Below are 14,945 nucleotides of genomic sequence, written 5' to 3'. Positions count from 1 at the left end.
GCCCTAGCCTCAGCGTGGCCTTCGACTTCGCTCAGGCTGAATGGAGGAAACGGTTGTTGTAAGGGCGGTGGCGGCCGATGAGCCTCGTTCTACTGCCCGAAACTGCCTTCACCGGCCCGCGCGACCGCGTCGCGCGCGGCGGCGAGCATGGCGCCCGCCTTGGCCTCGCATTCGCGCTGCTCATAGGCCGGGTCGCTGTCGGCGACGATGCCAGCGCCCGCCTGGACATGGATGGCGCCATCCTTCACCACCGCCGTCCGCAGCACGATGCACGAATCCATCGAGCCGTCGGGCGAGAAATAGCCGACGCCGCCCGCATAAGGACCGCGCCGCTCCGGCTCCAGCTCGGCGATGATCTGGCAGGCACGGACCTTGGGCGCGCCGCTGACCGTGCCCGCCGGGAAGCCCGCGAACAGCGCGTCGAGTGCGTCCTTGTCATCGGCCAGATGCCCGACGACGTTCGACACGATGTGCATGACGTGGCTGTAGAACTCGACCGTATAGCTGTCCGTCACGCGTACGCTGCCCGCCGACGACGCACGGCCGACATCGTTGCGGCCCAGGTCCAGCAGCATCAGATGCTCGGCGCGTTCCTTGGGGTCGGCGAGCAGGCTGTCGCGATTGGCGGCATCCTCCGCCCGGGTCTTGCCACGGGGGCGCGTACCCGCAATCGGGCGGATCGTCACTTCGTCATTGCGGACGCGGACCAGGATTTCCGGGCTCGACCCGATCAGCGAAAAGCCCGGCAGGTCGAGGTGGTAGAGGAAGGGCGAGGGGTTGATCCGCCGCAGGCTGCGGTACAGCTCGAACGGCGGCAGCGTGAAGGGCGCGGAGAAACGCTGCGCCAGCACCACCTGAAAGATATCGCCCGCGACGATATAGTCCTTTGCCCGCGCGACCATCTCGGCGTAGCGGCCGGGCGGAAGCGCCGGTTCGTAGGCGGGTTCGGGCAACTCGGCGCGAACCGGGGCGGGCAGGGTGGCGGTCGCCAGGCGCGCGGCGGTGGCCTCCAGCCGCTCCTCCGCGTCCGCGATCATCCGGGCGGCATCGCGCGCCGCATCGGGCCAGACGGGGGCGACCAGATACAGCGCGTCGGCCAGCCGGTCGAAGACGAGAATGACCGTCGGCCGCACGAAGATCATGTCGGGCAGGCCGAGCGGATTGGCCTCGGGCTGGGGCAGCGCCTCGACCAGCCCCACCGTCTCATAGCCGAAATAACCGACCAGACAGGCGAGGACCGAAGGTAGCCCCTCGGGCATTTCGGCGCGGCATTCGGCGACAAGGGTACGCAGCGCCGCGAGCGTCGGTGCATCGCATGGCGCGAACGCATCGCGGTTCGTCGCCCAGTGGCGGTTGATCGCGGCGGCATGACCATCGGCGCGGAAGACGAGGTCGGGGGCCAGACCGATTAGGCTGTACCGCCCGCGCGTCGCGCCGCCCTCGACCGATTCGAGCAGGAAGTCGCCGCGCCCCGGCTCGATCAGCTTCAGCGCGGCGGCAACCGGCGTTTCGGTGTCGGCGATCTGCCGACGCCAGATCAGCTGTGGCTGACCATCGGCCAGCCGTTCAGCCGCGCTGCGCTCAGTTGCTCCCATTGTTCAGCAGCTCCGAGCGGGTCTTGGCGATCGCCTTGGGATCGGTCTTGACGACGACCGTGTCGCGAACGGCGCGGGCGAACTGCGAGACATATTCGCGGCCGATCAGGCGACCGATATCGCCGCGCGCGGCGCGGATCGCGGCGTCGTTGCCGGTCGCGTTGCCCGGTTCGATCTTGGTCACGCGGATGATGTACCAGCCCTCATTCTGCGGCGCGGCCAGCGTGCGGGCCTTGTTCTGCGGCATCGAGAACAGCAGCGCGAGCGGGGCGGCGGCGGGCGAGTTCTGCGCGGCGGCCAGATCGCGGCGCGAGGCGGTGATCGGACGAACCGGCGGCACCGCCAGCCCGGTTTCCTTCAGCGCCTGCGCCATCGGCATGCCCTTGTTCACCTTGGCGAGCACGGCATTGGCGAGCGCACGGGCGGCGGTACGCGCGCGGTCGGCGGTCAGGTCGGCAAGCACCTGGCCACGCACCTGCGCCAGCGGACGCGGGGCGGAGCGCTGGATCTGGCCGACGCCGACGACCGCGAAGCCGCCGTCCTGGCCGATCGGCACGATCTGCGGCGCGTCGCCCTGTTCGGCGGTGAAGGCCGCGGTGATCATCGCGCGCTGTTCGGGCGTGGGCTGGAAGGCAGGTGCGTCGGGTGCGGCGCCCTGTGCGGTGACGGCGGGCGTGGCCTGTGCCTGCAGCTTGCGGTCGGCGACCACCTCGTCGAACGTGGCGTTGCCCGACAGCGCGTCCTCGATCGCATTGCGCATCTCACCCAGCGCGGCGGCCTGCTTCTGCTTGGTCAATTCCGTGACGATTTCGGGGCGCGCCTGGGCCAGCGACTTGCCGGGCACCTGGGTGATCGCATCGACCTTGGCGACGACGAAGCCGAGCGTCCCGCGCACCGGGCCGATCACGCCGCCCTGCGGCGCGCCGAACACGGCATCGGCGACGGCGGCCGAGGCCTGGGTGGTATAGGCGGCCTTGTCGACGCCCTTCTGCACCGAGGCCTCCAGCCCGGCGGCGCGCGCGGCCTCGGCCAGCGACGTGCCGCCTTTCGCCTTGGCGGCCAGCGCATTGGCGCCCGCCTGATCGGCGACGATGACCTGGGTCACGTCCCGCTTCTGGGTCGCGGCATAGCGCGACTGGTTGGTCTGGTAATAGCGGGCGATCTCTGCATCGCTGGGCGTCGCCTTGGCGGCGACGGCGGCGGGGCTGACGACCGCATAGCGGACCGCGCGACGCTCCGGCAGCGTGTAGCGCTGGACATTGCGATTATAGAAAGTCTGGATATCGGCATCGCTCGGCGCGGCCCCGGCGGGAACCAGGCGGGTCGGGATATAGCCGACCTCGCCCTGCCGCTTTTCGAGCAGAAGCGAAGCATAGGGCAGCGCCATCTGCGTCGCGAACTGCGTCGCGCCGATGGTCGGGATGGTCAGCTGCTGCGCGAAGGTCGACCGCTCGATATCGGTGCGGACCTGCGCATCGGTCATCTTCCGCTGGGCCAGGAGCTGCTGGTAGAGCGCCGGGTCGAACTGGCCGTTGGGGCCGCGAAACGCCGGGATCGAGGCGATCTGCCCGTCGACCAGGCGGCGCGAGACGACCATGCCCTGCTGCTTGCCGAACTGTTCGAGCGCCAGGCCGGTGATCTCGCGCTGGAGCACGCCCTCGAACCCGCCGGCCGCGACGAATTGCGCCATGTCGAGGCCCGGCTGTTCCTGGCGATAGGCCGCGACCTCGTTCTGCGCGGCGGTGCGCAGGTCGTTGGCGGTGACCTTCGCGCTGCCGACCTTGGCGACGTCGGAGCCGTTCAGGCCGCCCGCCATGCCTGCGATGTTGGTGACGTCACCGGCCGCGAACGCGATCGCGATCACGCCCAGCACGATGAAGGTCACGACGACGCCGGCCTTGGAATTGATGATCCGGCGGAAGAAGCTGAGCATGGACGACCGATCGGCAAAGACAAAAACGTGTCCCGCTTTAGGGGCGAGGTCGCTCGGCATCAAGCTTGTGCGAAATGCACGATCCGCTATCGGTGTTGAACACGTATAACATGCGACTCAATCGGGGAGCCTCAAATGGCACGGCGCAAACTGGTGGCGGGCAACTGGAAGATGAACGGCTCGCGCGCGGCACTGGCCGAGCTGGATGCCATCGCGAGCGCTGCCGAGGCCGCGCCGAACGTCGATGTGGCGGTTGCGGTGCCCTTCACCCTGATCGCCCCCGCCGCCGATCGGGCACCCGGTCTGGCGATCGGGGCGGAGGACGTGCATGAGGCCGATTCGGGGGCGCATACAGGCTGCGTGTCGGCGGCGATGGTCCAGGAAGCGGGCGCGCGCTTCACCATCGTCGGCCATTCGGAACGCCGCGCCGACCAGGGTGAAACCAGCCAGGACGCCTGGGCCAAGGCGGCGGCGGCGCATCGCCAGGGGCTGAACGTCATCCTGTGCTGCGGCGAGACCGAGGCGGAACGCAATGCGGGCCGGGCCGAGCGGGTGGTGCAGGCGCAGATCGAGAAGTCCGTGCCCGACAATGCGGATGGCAGCTGGTTCACGCTCGCCTATGAACCGCGCTGGGCGATCGGGACGGGGCGGACGCCGACCGTGGACGAGGTCGCCAGCATCCATGCCATCGCGCGCGCCAAGCTGCGGATGCTGATCGGCGATGCGGCGGACGGGGTGCGGATCCTGTACGGCGGATCGGTGACGGGCGAGAACGCCGCCGTGCTGCTGGCGGTCGAGAATGTCGACGGCGCGCTGGTCGGCGGGGCGAGCCTGACCGCGGCGAAGTTCGTGCCGATCATCGAGGCGGCGGCGGGGTTGTAAGGGCGCGGCAGGGCGTACGCTTCGACTTCGCTCAGCGTGAACGGCTGTGGGGGGCAATTCCCAACCGCCGTTCAGCCTGAGCGTAGTCGAAGGCCACGCTGGAACCTTGCCTCAAGCCCCCGAATACCGCTCCTTCAACATCCGATACGCCGCACGCAGGGCATAGGCATCGCCCCCCTTGGGCCGCCCCGGCTTGCCCGAAGGCCGCCAGGCAAAGACATCGAGATGCGCCCAGGCCGTATCCTTGGGCACGAAGCGTCGCAGGAACAGCGCCGCCGTGATCGCCCCCGCAAAGCCGCCATCGGGCGCATTGACCATGTCGGCGATGTCGGACTTCAGCATGTCGTCATACCCATCCCAAAGCGGCATCCGCCATACGGGATCGTCCTCGCTCGCCGCCGCTGCGAGCAGGTCCGCCGCCAGCGGCTCGTCATCGGTGAACAGCGGCGGCAGGTCGGGGCCGAGCGCCACGCGCGCCGCGCCGGTCAGCGTCGCGAAGTCGAGGATCAGTTCGGGCTTTTCCTCGCCCGCACGGGTCAGCGCGTCGCCCAGGATCAACCGGCCTTCGGCATCGGTATTGGTGTTCTCGACCGTCAGGCCCTTGCGGGTCTTGAGTACGTCACCGGGGCGGAAGGACGCCGCCGACACCGCATTCTCGACCGCCGGGATCAGCAGGTGGAGCCGGACCGGCAGGCGCGCCGCCATGACCAGGCTCGCCAGCGCCAGCGCGTGGGCCGCGCCGCCCATGTCCTTCTTCATCAGCCGCATTCCGGCCGAGGGCTTGATATCCAGCCCGCCGGTGTCGAAACACACGCCCTTGCCGACGATCGCGATGCGCGGATGGGCGGGGTCGCCCCAGTGCAGTTCGATCAGCCGGGGTGCGCGTTCGCGGGTGGCGGCCTGGCCGACCGCATGGATCATCGGATAGTCGCGGGCCAGCGCATCGCCGCTCGTCACCATAAGCTGGGCGTGATGGGTGCGGGCCAGCGCTTCGGCCTCCGCCTCCAGTTCGGCCGGGCCGAGGTCGCCCGCGCCGGTATTGACCAGATCGCGAACCTGCGCGGTTGCGGCGGCGAGGCGGATCATTTCGTCGCGATGCGCGACGTCGCGGGTCAGCAGCACGCGCGGTCCGATGTCGTCACCCTTGCGATAGCGGGTGAAGCGATACTGGCCGAGCAGCCAGCCCAGCGCATTGGCGCCGACCTCGGTCCCGTTGAGCCGATATTGGCCCCCCGGCAACGCCTCGGCCAGCTTGGCGAGCGACCAGGGGCTGGCGGTCTTGGCGACGCCCGCCACAACCGCGACGTCGCCGTCCTGGGGTAGCAGCAGATGCGTGTCGGGCTTGGCCGCGAAACGCTGCGCCGTTGCCAGCGCGCGGGTGGCGGCGGACTGACGCGACAGCCAGTCGGCGAAACCTTCGGCAGTCAGCAGCGTGATCGTCCGGGCGGGCTGTCCGCGATCGGGCTGGAGCAGGGGGGCGAAGTCGATCATTCGGCGGGGCTCACGAGGAATTGTTCGATCTTTCCGTTGGTGCCGGGCTCGGCATAGGTGCTGATGCGAAGCGTGCGACCCGGATAGGTCACGCGGTAGGAGCGGTTGACGAACCCGCCGCGCAGGCGCGTGCGACCCGCCTGTTCGATCTTGGTCGGCGCGCCCAAGGGCGACAGGCTGGTCCGGTAGTCGGCCAGCGTCGTCGGCGTGAAATAATAGGCGGCATCCTCGGTCAGCAGCGCGCGGTCGAGATGGCCCGCCTGCAACTGCGCATAGACGGCCTTGGTCCGATCGAGCGCGGTCGCGTCTGCATCACCCGTCTTGGACGGAGGCAGGATGATGTCGGTGATACCCTTGGCGATCCGGTTCTGAGCATCGGCGAACCAGGCATTGACCTCGACCACGATCGCGGCCTTGTCTTCGGGATACACGATATTCTCGGTGAGGAAGCCGACCGCCTCGCCACTATGCTCGATCATGCGGTGCCCGTCGGCGACCGCGATCCCTACGCCCAGGCCATAGCCGGTGTTGGAGCCATCGGTCAGGTTGACCGGCGTTTCCTGCTCGGCCCAGTCCTTTGGCGGAAGCAGCGTGCGGTTCATCCGCGCGATATCCCATTTGGCCAGGTCTTCGGCCGACATGGACAGTTCGCCTGCCGCGTAGAGCCAGCCGGGCGCGGCGGGCTTCTCGACCCGAACCGGGCCGAGCGCGTGGCGGAGATAGCCCTGCGGGAAGCCTGGGCCGATGGCCTTGTCCTGATCCAGCGCGCGAATGCCGAGCGGCTGGAAGACATGGGTCTGAAGGAACTGGAGCAGCGGCTGGCCCGACACCTTCTCGACGATCATGCCCGCCACGACATAGCCGGTGTTGGAATATTGCCATTGCGTGCCGGGCTTGAAGTCGAGCGGGGCCTTGGCCCAGCGGTCGACGATACCCTGCGGCGTGGTCGGGGTTGCCATGGCCTTGAAGCTGTAATCCTGCGGCCAATAGTCGCGCAGGCCCGAGGTGTGGCTGAGCAACTGGCGAATGGTGATCTTGTCACCGTCGGTGACGCCGGGGACGTATTTCGACACGGTGTCGTCGAGCGACAGCTTGCCCTCGTCCGCCAGCAGCAGGATCGCGGCGGCGGTGAACTGCTTGGACACCGAGGCGATCTGATAGGGGAGTTTCGGGTCGGCGGGGCCGGTCTGGCCCTCGAACTGTTTGCCGTACGCCTTGGCAAGTACGATCCTGCCGCCGCGCACCACCGCGATCGAGGCGGAGGGGACGCCGGTGTCGGCCAGCGTCTTCGTCACCAGCGCATCGATCTTCTGGGTTTCCGCCGGGGTCAGGGCCTGGGCGAGCAGCGGGGCAGGGGCGATGAACGCGATCGCCGCCAGCAGGATGGGGTATCTCATGGTGCCCAAGGAAGCAGGTTTGCGGGGAGGGCGCAACGGGGTGGTTGGGGGCGTGGAAGCGTGGGCTTCGACTTCGCGCGGCCTGAACAGCTTTGGAGATAGGCTTTTCCTCCCCTCCGTTCAGCCTGAGCGAAGTCGAAGGCCACGCTTCCACATTCGCCACGCTTGATCGGTGGTCGCGTGGAGAGGGATTCCCTTGGCCTTCGACGACGCTCAGGCTGAACGGAGGGTGGGTACGGTTTTTCCGCTTCACCCCGGCGAAGGCCGGGGTCCAGTTGCGATACCTTGCGTTGGAGCAGCCATGGCGCACCCTCGGCGGCATGGCATCTAGGCTCCGGCCTTCGCCGGGGTAGTAGTGGGAGGCACGGAATGACCACCGAACTGACCATCCTTGGCTGGTCGATCATCTTGCTGTTCATTCATATCGCGCTGCAATCGCAGCTGGCGACGCTGGACCGGGGCATAGGCTGGAATGCAGGCCCGCGCGACGGGACGCCTGCGCCATTGGGGCGCTATGCGGGTCGGGCCGAGCGCGCCTCGACCAATTTTCGCGAGACCTGGCCGGTCTTCGTGGCGCTCGCTTTGGGCCTCGCTGTCACCGGGCAAAGCGGCGGGGTGGCGGCGACCGGCGCGTGGGTGTGGTTCCTCGCGCGGGTCGCCTATGTGCCGCTATATATTCTCGGCGTCCGCTATGTGCGGTCGCTGGCCTATCTGGTGTCGATGGCCGGGATCGTGATGATGCTTATCCGTTTCCTGTAAGCGGCACGCCGTACAGGTCATGCTCGTCGGCATCCTCGATGGCGACGGGCACGATATCGCCGACCGACAGATGCCCGGCATCACGCAGGAAGACTTCGCCGTCGATCTCGGGCGCATCGGCCTGGGACCGGCCGGTCGCACCACCTTCCTCGTCCACCGCGTCGATGATGACGGGCAGGGTGCGGCCCACCTTCGCGGCGAGCTTGGCGGCGGAGATGGCGGCGGTCTTTTCCATGATCCGCGCGTAACGCTCTTCCTTCACCTCCTCGGGGACGTGGTCGGGCAGGGCATTGGCGGCGGCGCCCTCGACCGGCTCGAAGCGGAAGGCGCCGACCCGGTCGAGCTGGGCCTCGTCCAGCCAGTCGAGCAGATATTCGAAATCCTCCTCGGTCTCGCCGGGGAAACCGACGACGAAGGTCGAGCGGATCGCGATATCGGGGCAGATGTCGCGCCACTGGTGGATGCGCTGCAACACCTTGGCGTCGTTGCCGGGGCGCTTCATCCGCTTGAGGACGGACGGCGCGGCGTGCTGGAAAGGAATGTCCAGATAAGGCAGTACCAGCCCTTCCGCCATCAGCGGGATCACCTGATCCACATGCGGATAGGGATAGACATAGTGCAGGCGTACCCATGGCGCGATCTTGCCCAGTTCCCGGGCGAGATCGGTCATGTGCGGCACGACCTCCTGCCCCTTCCACATCCGCGGTTCCTTGCGAATGTCGATGCCATAGGCGGAAGTGTCCTGGCTGATGACCAGCAGTTCGCGCGTGCCCGCCGCGACCAGCTTCTCCGCCTCGCGCAGGATCGCGTCGGGGCGGCGGCTGACCAGATCGCCGCGCAAGCTGGGGATGATGCAGAAGCTGCACCGATGGTTGCAGCCCTCCGAAATCTTCAGATAGCTATAGTGACGCGGAGTCAGTTTCAGGCCGGCATCGGGGATCAGGTCGATATAGGGCGACAGGTTCGCGGGCGCGGCGGCGTGGACAGCCTCCACCACCTGTTCATATTCATGCGCGCCGGTGATCGCGAGCACATCGGGGAAGCGGGTGCGGATCGCCTCGGCTTCCTTGCCCATGCAGCCGGTCACGATGACGCGGCCATTCTCCTTGATCGCCTCGCCGATCGCCTCCAGGCTTTCCTCCTTGGCGGAGTCCAGAAAGCCGCAGGTGTTGACCAGCACGACATCGGCCCCGGCATAGTCGGGCGACATCTGATAGCCGTCGGCGCGGAGCTGCGTCAGGATGCGTTCGCTGTCGACCAGATTCTTGGGACAGCCGAGCGAGACCATGCCGACACGCGGCGGAGTAGGGAGTTTGGTTGCCATGGGATGCCCGCGCCCATAAGCCAAAACGAGCCGCTTTTCCAGATGGCGCGCGAAGTCCGGTCGACAGGCGCGCGCGATCCCGGCATGGATGGGCGCGGAAGCGAGAGGATGGGGCGCGATGCTGGCGATCGGATTGATGTCGGGAACGTCGCTGGACGGCGTGGACGCGGCGCTGATCGAAACCGATGGCGAGGCGCTGGTCCGGCCCATCGCCTTTCGCACCGAACCCTATTCCGACAGCGCCCGCGCCGAACTGGCCGAGGCGACCGCGCTCGCCCTGACCTTCGACCGGCCGCGCGCCAGCCCGCCCATCGTCGCGGCGGGCGAGCTGATCGTGCGGACCCATGCGATGGTCGTCCAGAAGCTGCTGCGCGATGCGGGCGTCGCGGCGGCGGCGGTCGATGTCATCGGCTTTCACGGCCAGACGGTCGCGCATCGCCCCGATCGCGGCTGGACCTGGCAGATCGGCGACGGACAGGCGCTGGCGGACGCGACCGGGATCGTCACCGTATCCGACTTCCGCTCGGCCGATGTCGCGGCGGGCGGGCAGGGGGCGCCGCTGATTCCGGTCTATCACGCCGCGCTGGCCGCCGATCTGGAGAAGCCGGTCGCGATCCTCAATCTAGGGGGTGTCGCCAATATCACCTGGATCGGCCGTGACGGCGCGCTGGTCGCGTTCGATACCGGACCCGCCAACGGCCTGATCGACAGCTGGATGGAGGCCGAAACCGGCCAGCGCTATGATGCGAATGGCCAGATGGCGGCGAGCGGGCGGGTCGAGCCGACCGTGCTCGACACGATGATGGACAATGGCTGGTTCGACCTCGCGCCGCCCAAGTCGCTCGACCGCAACGACTTCACCGTCCAGCCCGCGCGGGGCCTGTCGGCGGCGGATGGGGCGGCCACGCTGACCGCCTTTACCGCGCAGACCGTGGCGCGGGCGCTCGATCACCTGCCCGAGCGGCCCCGGCGATTGCTGGTCGCGGGCGGTGGGCGGCACAATGCCACGATGCTGGCGATGATCGCGTCCGCAACGGGGTCGACGCCCGAACCGACCGATGCGCTGGGCTGGGATGGTGACGCGCTGGAGGCGCAGGGCTTCGCCTATATGGCGGTACGACGCTTGGGCGAGCGGGCGATCTGCTTTCCGGGCACGACCGGCGTACCGGCGGCGATGACCGGCGGCGTGGTTCATCGGCCTTCGGCGGGCTGACGGTTTCGGTTGCCGGAGTAGGTGGCTTGCGAGCCGCTCTTTTCCCGACGCTCCACCCCGGCGAAGGCCGAGGTTCAGTTAAGGCCCGATCGGCGTGATTGACCGGCGTTGACCCCACTGGATCCCCGCTTTCGCCGGGATGGTGGTCGGTAAAAAGGGATGGATTATCGCCGCTTGGTTTTCGTGCGGACCATGGCCGGAACGGGGCAGCCATCGACGTCGCGAACCACCGCGAACCGCGGCTCGGCGTCCGGCATTTCGTTGAGCTTGTGCAGACCGGTTGCGGGGGCGGACTGGCTCACCCGCGTTTCCTTCGGCACGCATCGTTCGGGCAACTGTCCGATGCTGGGCATGGTCGAAGGCGGCGTTGCCGGATCGGCGGACAGCATCAACAGCGCGAGCAACATCATCGATCGTCTCCCGTGACAGGCGATCAGTCTATGTCAGCGGTGCGGCATCTGTCCATCAGCGCGCGACATAGGCGTCGATCAGTGCGCCGACATAATCCGGCTTGTCGCTGGTCAGCTCGGGCGCGGCATGGCCCTTGCCATAGATGAAGCCGTAAATGGGATAGGTCGAGCTGCCCAGGCCGTCCGAGTCGCGGAACCAGACCTTGACCTGGCTCCAGTCATTGCCCGGCGATACGTCGAACAGGGTCACGTCCTGTTCGGCATGGCCACGCTGGCCGTTCTGGATCGACCAGTTGGCGTGGGTCAGCATCAGTACCCGGTCCTCGACCACGCGGCTGACCACGGCGACATGGCCGAGCGGCAGGCGGCTGGTCTTCTCGAACACGACGACCGCGCCGACGCGCGGGGTGCGTCCGCGCGGATATTTGCCCTCTGCCTTGGACCACCAAGTCCAGGCATCGCCATAGATCGCGATGCCCGAGGCTTGGCGTGCGAAGGGCACGCACTGCCCGACATAGTCGAGCAGCGAATGCGCATCGGCCGCCGGGATCACCGTCAGGGCGCAGAGCGATGCTATAGCTTTGGACACCATGCCTCTCATGCCGATCAAGCTATCGGATTTGCGTGAATACCCAACTGTTCAAGATGGTTAACATGTCGCTAGGGAGATCGATGGAGGCGGGCGCGCGACCAGTCGAAGACCCCGGGGAGCGCATCAGCCCCGCCGCGCGCTCGCCCGCGCCTCCAGCAGGTCCCACAGGCCGCGATGCTGGACGAGCAGCTGGGTCGCCCCGAATCCGCGCGCACGGGGCAGGCCGATGCTCGCTTCGTCATCCTCCACGTCACATAGCGGTTCGGGCATCTGGCCGGGGGCGGGCAACAGGCCGAAGCGCCGCGCCGCGTGGTCCAGCACCTGCCGGATCGAGCGCCAGTCGAGGATCAGCGCGGACACCGCGCCGGTCGCACAGCCCCGCCGGTCCGAATTGGCGAGCATTTCCAGCGTGTGGCGAAGCTGGGTCAGCGCGGCATCGGTCTGCGCCTGGCCGGGGGTGGAGGGCAGTGGACCCGCCGCCGAGGTCAGGTTGGCGAGAAAGGCGCGCTCAAAGGCAAAGGCGTCGGACGACCGGATCAGCCAGGGGAGCGTTTCGAGCTGGATCCCGCGCGCCATGGCATAATCGATCATGCAGGGATGATTGCCATGGACCGCACAGACCGCATGAACCGCATCGGTCAGGTCGTGCAGCAGGACCTGCGGCATCAGCAATGCCTGGACGTGCGGATGCCCGGCGCTGCCCGATTGCGCCAGGATCGCACGGATGTCGCCGCGACGATCATTCTGAAATTCCAAAGCGGTACTCGTCGCCATGTCCGTTCCGATACAGGGGCGGGCGCCCAAGCGACTTGCCCTAACCAGATTTCGTTAATGCCGGGTTTACGAAATCCGGAAAGCCTGCGTTACGGGTTTAGTCGTTGGTTTGGTTACGGAAACAGGTTCGGGAGTCGCCGTTCGCGGGATCGCGCTTGCGGGATGGCGGCGCCCCCGCGATAACGCCCGCCATGGCCGGGCCGGGACCCGGCAACGACAAGGTGTGGAGTGGTATGAATGCGCAAATGGGTGCTGGGTCTGGCGCTGGCGTCGGTGGGGGCGTCGATCGCCATGGGGTCGAGGGCGTCGGCCATGGCCGCTGATGCGCCCGCCAAGCAGGGCGAACTAACTCTCGACCGCGTCTTCGGCAGCCCGGACCTGTCGGGATCGCAGCCGCGCGGGCTGCGCCTGTCGCCCGACGGCACGCTGCTGACCTCGCTGCGCCCGCGCGCCGACGAGCGGGAGCGGCTCGACCTCTGGGCGCGCGACACCCGCACCGGCGAAGAGCGGATGCTGGTCGATTCCAAGAAGGTCGGCTCGGGCGCCGAACTGTCCGAGGCCGAGAAGATGCAGCGCGAGCGTGCGCGGATCGGCGGGTCGAAGGGGATCGTCGCCTATGACTGGGCACCCGACGGCAAGTCGATCCTGGTGCCGCTGGACGGCGACTTGTATCTTGCGGGGCTGGACGGCACGGTCCGTCGCCTGACCAACATGCCGGGCGGCGAGTTGAACCCGATCGTCAGCCCCAAGGGGGGGTATGTCAGCTTCGTGCGCGACCAGAATTTGTGGGCCATGCCGCTGGGCGGCGGCGAGGCGCGCGCCTTGACCACGGAGGGTGGCGGCACCGTCCATTTCGGCGAGGCGGAATTCGTCGCGCAGGAGGAAATGCACCGCTTCACCGGCTATTGGTGGAGCCCCGACGAGCGCTATATCGCGGTCGAGCGGTTCGACGACGCGCCGGTCAAGGTCGCGGTTCGTGCCGCCATCGGCGCGGCGGGCACCAAGGTCTATGAACAGCGCTATCCGGCGGCGGGCACGCCCAATGCGCTGGTCGACCTGTATGTCATGAAGGCCGACGGATCGGGCCGGGTGAAGGTGGACCTGGGCAGCAACCCGGACATCTATCTCGCGCGGGTCGACTGGACCCCGGACGGCTCGGCGATGCTGGTCCAGCGCGAGAGCCGCGACCAGAAGACGCTCGACATGCTGCGTGTCGATCCCCGGACGGGAAAGTCGACGGTCCTCTTCACCGAGCGTTCGGGTGATCGCAGCTGGCTGAACCTGTCCGACGCCTATCGCCCGATGAAGGACGGCAGCCTGATCTGGCGTTCGGAGCGTGACGGCTATGGCCATCTCTATCATTTCGCGAACGGCCAGTGGACGCAACTGACCAAGGGGCCGTGGGTCGTCACCAACCTGGTCGGCGTCGACGAAGCGAAGGGACGCCTGTATTTCACCGGGCTGAAGGACGATGTGCTCGAACAGCATCTCTATGCCGTCGACATCGCCCATCCGAACGTCATCACCCGCCTGACCGAACGCGGCTATACCAACAGCGCGACGATGGACTCGTCGGCCAGCCGCTTCATCGTCTCGCGCTCCAGCCCGAGCCAGCCGACCCAGGTCTATCTGGCCGACACGACCGGCAAGCGGCTGAGCTGGATCAACGAGAATGCGATCGTCGCGGGGCACCCTTACGCGCCCTATCTCGCCAGCCATCGCGAGACCAAGTTCGGCACGATCAAGGCCGATGACGGCACGACGCTCTATTGGGAGATGATCACCCCCAAGCTGGAGCCGGGCAAGCGCTACCCCGTCTTCTTCCAGCATTATGGCGGCCCCGGCACCGGCCAGCAGGTCACGCGCGGCTGGCAGGGGGCGCTGCCGCAATATCTGGTCGATCAGGGCTGGATCTTCTTCCAGATCGACAATCGCGGCTCATATAATCGCGGCAAGGCGTTCGAGGACGCCATCTACCACGCGATGGGCACGGTCGAGGTCGCCGATCAGCTGGCGGGAGCGAATTATCTGAAGACACTGCCCTTCGTCGATGCAGGCCGGATCGCGACCTATGGTTGGTCTTATGGCGGCTATATGTCGATCAAGATGCTCGAGAAGACGCCGGGCGTCTATGCGGCGGCCGTATCGGGTGCGCCGGTCACCGACTGGCAGCTCTATGATACGCATTATACCGAGCGCTACCTGGGCGATCCGCGTACCGACCCGCAAAGCTACGCCACGTCGCAGGCGATCACCGATGCGGCGAAGATCCGCGATCCGCTGATGCTGATCCACGGCATGGCCGACGACAACGTCTTCCTCGACAACGCGACGGCCTTCGCCGCCGAGATGCAGAAGACCGATACGCCGTTCGAGATGATGCTCTATCCGGGCCAGACCCACCGCGTCGGCGGGCCGGGCGTGTCCGAGCATCTGTGGCATACGATCCTGAACTTCTTGGATCGGACGGTGAAGGATAAGAAGGCGAAGTAACCCAATCCTCCCCGGCACGGGGAGGGGGACCATGCGGAGCATGGTGGAGGGGGCGTGCCACAAAGGTCGACCTGCGCGGCAC

At 67.4% G+C, this 14,945-nt stretch carries 12 protein-coding genes; 4 read left to right on the top strand and 8 right to left on the bottom strand.

Features of this window, described 5'->3' with window-relative positions; genetic code table 11:
* Positions 1 to 89: 89 nt before the first annotated feature.
* Complete coding sequence (gene trpE, locus SP5_RS01535; protein ID WP_042483104.1) at positions 90 to 1,595, bottom strand: anthranilate synthase component I; 1,506 nt, start codon at positions 1,593 to 1,595, stop codon at positions 90 to 92.
* A complete protein-coding gene (locus SP5_RS01530; protein ID WP_042483101.1) occupies positions 1,582 to 3,528 on the bottom strand; it encodes a peptidylprolyl isomerase in 1,947 nt (648 codons plus the stop codon). The genes trpE and SP5_RS01530 overlap by 14 nt, the downstream gene beginning before the upstream one ends.
* A gap of 135 nt (positions 3,529 to 3,663) precedes the next feature.
* Between SP5_RS01530 and tpiA the strand changes: the two genes are divergently transcribed.
* Positions 3,664 to 4,410: a triose-phosphate isomerase gene (tpiA, locus tag SP5_RS01525; protein WP_042483098.1), complete on the top strand. Its 747-nt coding sequence runs from the start codon at positions 3,664 to 3,666 to the stop codon at positions 4,408 to 4,410.
* 111 nt (positions 4,411 to 4,521) lie between these two features.
* Here the strand turns inward: tpiA and SP5_RS01520 are convergent, their stop codons facing one another.
* Both SP5_RS01520 and SP5_RS01515 read right to left on the bottom strand, forming a co-directional pair.
* Entirely contained in the window at positions 4,522 to 5,901 is a 1,380-nt protein-coding gene (locus tag SP5_RS01520; protein WP_042483096.1) for a leucyl aminopeptidase family protein, read from the bottom strand.
* Positions 5,898 to 7,298 (bottom strand): serine hydrolase domain-containing protein, encoded by a 1,401-nt coding sequence (locus SP5_RS01515; RefSeq protein WP_042483094.1) that lies wholly within the window; start codon positions 7,296 to 7,298, stop codon positions 5,898 to 5,900. The genes SP5_RS01520 and SP5_RS01515 overlap by 4 nt, the downstream gene beginning before the upstream one ends.
* A 369-nt stretch (positions 7,299 to 7,667) precedes the next feature.
* Here SP5_RS01515 and SP5_RS01510 point away from each other — a divergent pair, with 369 nt between their 5' ends.
* On the top strand, positions 7,668 to 8,057 hold the full coding sequence (locus SP5_RS01510) for an MAPEG family protein (RefSeq protein ID WP_042483091.1): 390 nt from the start codon (positions 7,668 to 7,670) through the stop codon (positions 8,055 to 8,057).
* Here the strand turns inward: SP5_RS01510 and rimO are convergent.
* On the bottom strand, positions 8,041 to 9,381 hold the full coding sequence (rimO, locus tag SP5_RS01505; RefSeq protein WP_042483089.1) for a 30S ribosomal protein S12 methylthiotransferase RimO: 1,341 nt from the start codon (positions 9,379 to 9,381) through the stop codon (positions 8,041 to 8,043). The genes SP5_RS01510 and rimO overlap by 17 nt on opposite strands.
* 118 nt (positions 9,382 to 9,499) lie before the next feature.
* Here rimO and SP5_RS01500 point away from each other — a divergent pair, with 118 nt between their 5' ends.
* Positions 9,500 to 10,594 (top strand): anhydro-N-acetylmuramic acid kinase, encoded by a 1,095-nt coding sequence (locus tag SP5_RS01500; protein ID WP_042483083.1) that lies wholly within the window; start codon positions 9,500 to 9,502, stop codon positions 10,592 to 10,594.
* A 164-nt stretch (positions 10,595 to 10,758) separates the two neighbouring features.
* Here SP5_RS01500 and SP5_RS01495 read toward each other — a convergent pair whose 3' ends face one another.
* The 3 genes from SP5_RS01495 to SP5_RS01485 all read right to left on the bottom strand — a co-directional run bounded on the left by SP5_RS01495 (position 10,759) and on the right by SP5_RS01485 (position 12,370).
* Positions 10,759 to 11,004 (bottom strand): hypothetical protein, encoded by a 246-nt coding sequence (locus tag SP5_RS01495; protein WP_042483078.1) that lies wholly within the window; start codon positions 11,002 to 11,004, stop codon positions 10,759 to 10,761.
* A gap of 55 nt (positions 11,005 to 11,059) precedes the next feature.
* Entirely contained in the window at positions 11,060 to 11,605 is a 546-nt protein-coding gene (locus SP5_RS01490) for a CHAP domain-containing protein (protein ID WP_084220518.1), read from the bottom strand.
* A 114-nt stretch (positions 11,606 to 11,719) separates the two neighbouring features.
* Entirely contained in the window at positions 11,720 to 12,370 is a 651-nt protein-coding gene (locus SP5_RS01485; protein WP_042483074.1) for a DUF6975 family protein, read from the bottom strand.
* 237 nt (positions 12,371 to 12,607) lie between these two features.
* On the opposite strand from SP5_RS01485, the gene SP5_RS01480 reads away from it, so the two are divergent.
* Positions 12,608 to 14,863 carry a S9 family peptidase gene (locus tag SP5_RS01480; protein ID WP_439645591.1) on the top strand — a complete coding sequence of 752 codons (2,256 nt, stop codon included), beginning with the start codon at positions 12,608 to 12,610 and terminating at the stop codon, positions 14,861 to 14,863.
* Positions 14,864 to 14,945 lie beyond the last annotated feature (82 nt).

Origin of the sequence: Sphingomonas parapaucimobilis NBRC 15100 (assembly GCF_000787715.1) — a bacterium.
GTDB lineage: Bacteria > Pseudomonadota > Alphaproteobacteria > Sphingomonadales > Sphingomonadaceae > Sphingomonas > Sphingomonas parapaucimobilis.
The sequence above is the reverse complement of the archived record's forward strand: the minus strand, read 5'-3'. Positions and strand labels throughout refer to the sequence as shown.

Coding starts and splice junctions, on each gene's coding strand:
- trpE (WP_042483104.1), bottom strand. CDS start 1,595: ATGGGAGCAACTGAGCGCAGCGCGGCTGAACGGCTGGCCGATGGTCAG.
- SP5_RS01530 (WP_042483101.1), bottom strand. CDS start 3,528: ATGCTCAGCTTCTTCCGCCGGATCATCAATTCCAAGGCCGGCGTCGTC.
- tpiA (WP_042483098.1), top strand. CDS start 3,664: ATGGCACGGCGCAAACTGGTGGCGGGCAACTGGAAGATGAACGGCTCG.
- SP5_RS01520 (WP_042483096.1), bottom strand. CDS start 5,901: ATGATCGACTTCGCCCCCCTGCTCCAGCCCGATCGCGGACAGCCCGCC.
- SP5_RS01515 (WP_042483094.1), bottom strand. CDS start 7,298: ATGAGATACCCCATCCTGCTGGCGGCGATCGCGTTCATCGCCCCTGCC.
- SP5_RS01510 (WP_042483091.1), top strand. CDS start 7,668: ATGACCACCGAACTGACCATCCTTGGCTGGTCGATCATCTTGCTGTTC.
- rimO (WP_042483089.1), bottom strand. CDS start 9,381: ATGGCAACCAAACTCCCTACTCCGCCGCGTGTCGGCATGGTCTCGCTC.
- SP5_RS01500 (WP_042483083.1), top strand. CDS start 9,500: ATGCTGGCGATCGGATTGATGTCGGGAACGTCGCTGGACGGCGTGGAC.
- SP5_RS01495 (WP_042483078.1), bottom strand. CDS start 11,004: ATGATGTTGCTCGCGCTGTTGATGCTGTCCGCCGATCCGGCAACGCCG.
- SP5_RS01490 (WP_084220518.1), bottom strand. CDS start 11,605: ATGAGAGGCATGGTGTCCAAAGCTATAGCATCGCTCTGCGCCCTGACG.
- SP5_RS01485 (WP_042483074.1), bottom strand. CDS start 12,370: ATGGCGACGAGTACCGCTTTGGAATTTCAGAATGATCGTCGCGGCGAC.
- SP5_RS01480 (WP_439645591.1), top strand. CDS start 12,608: ATGCGCAAATGGGTGCTGGGTCTGGCGCTGGCGTCGGTGGGGGCGTCG.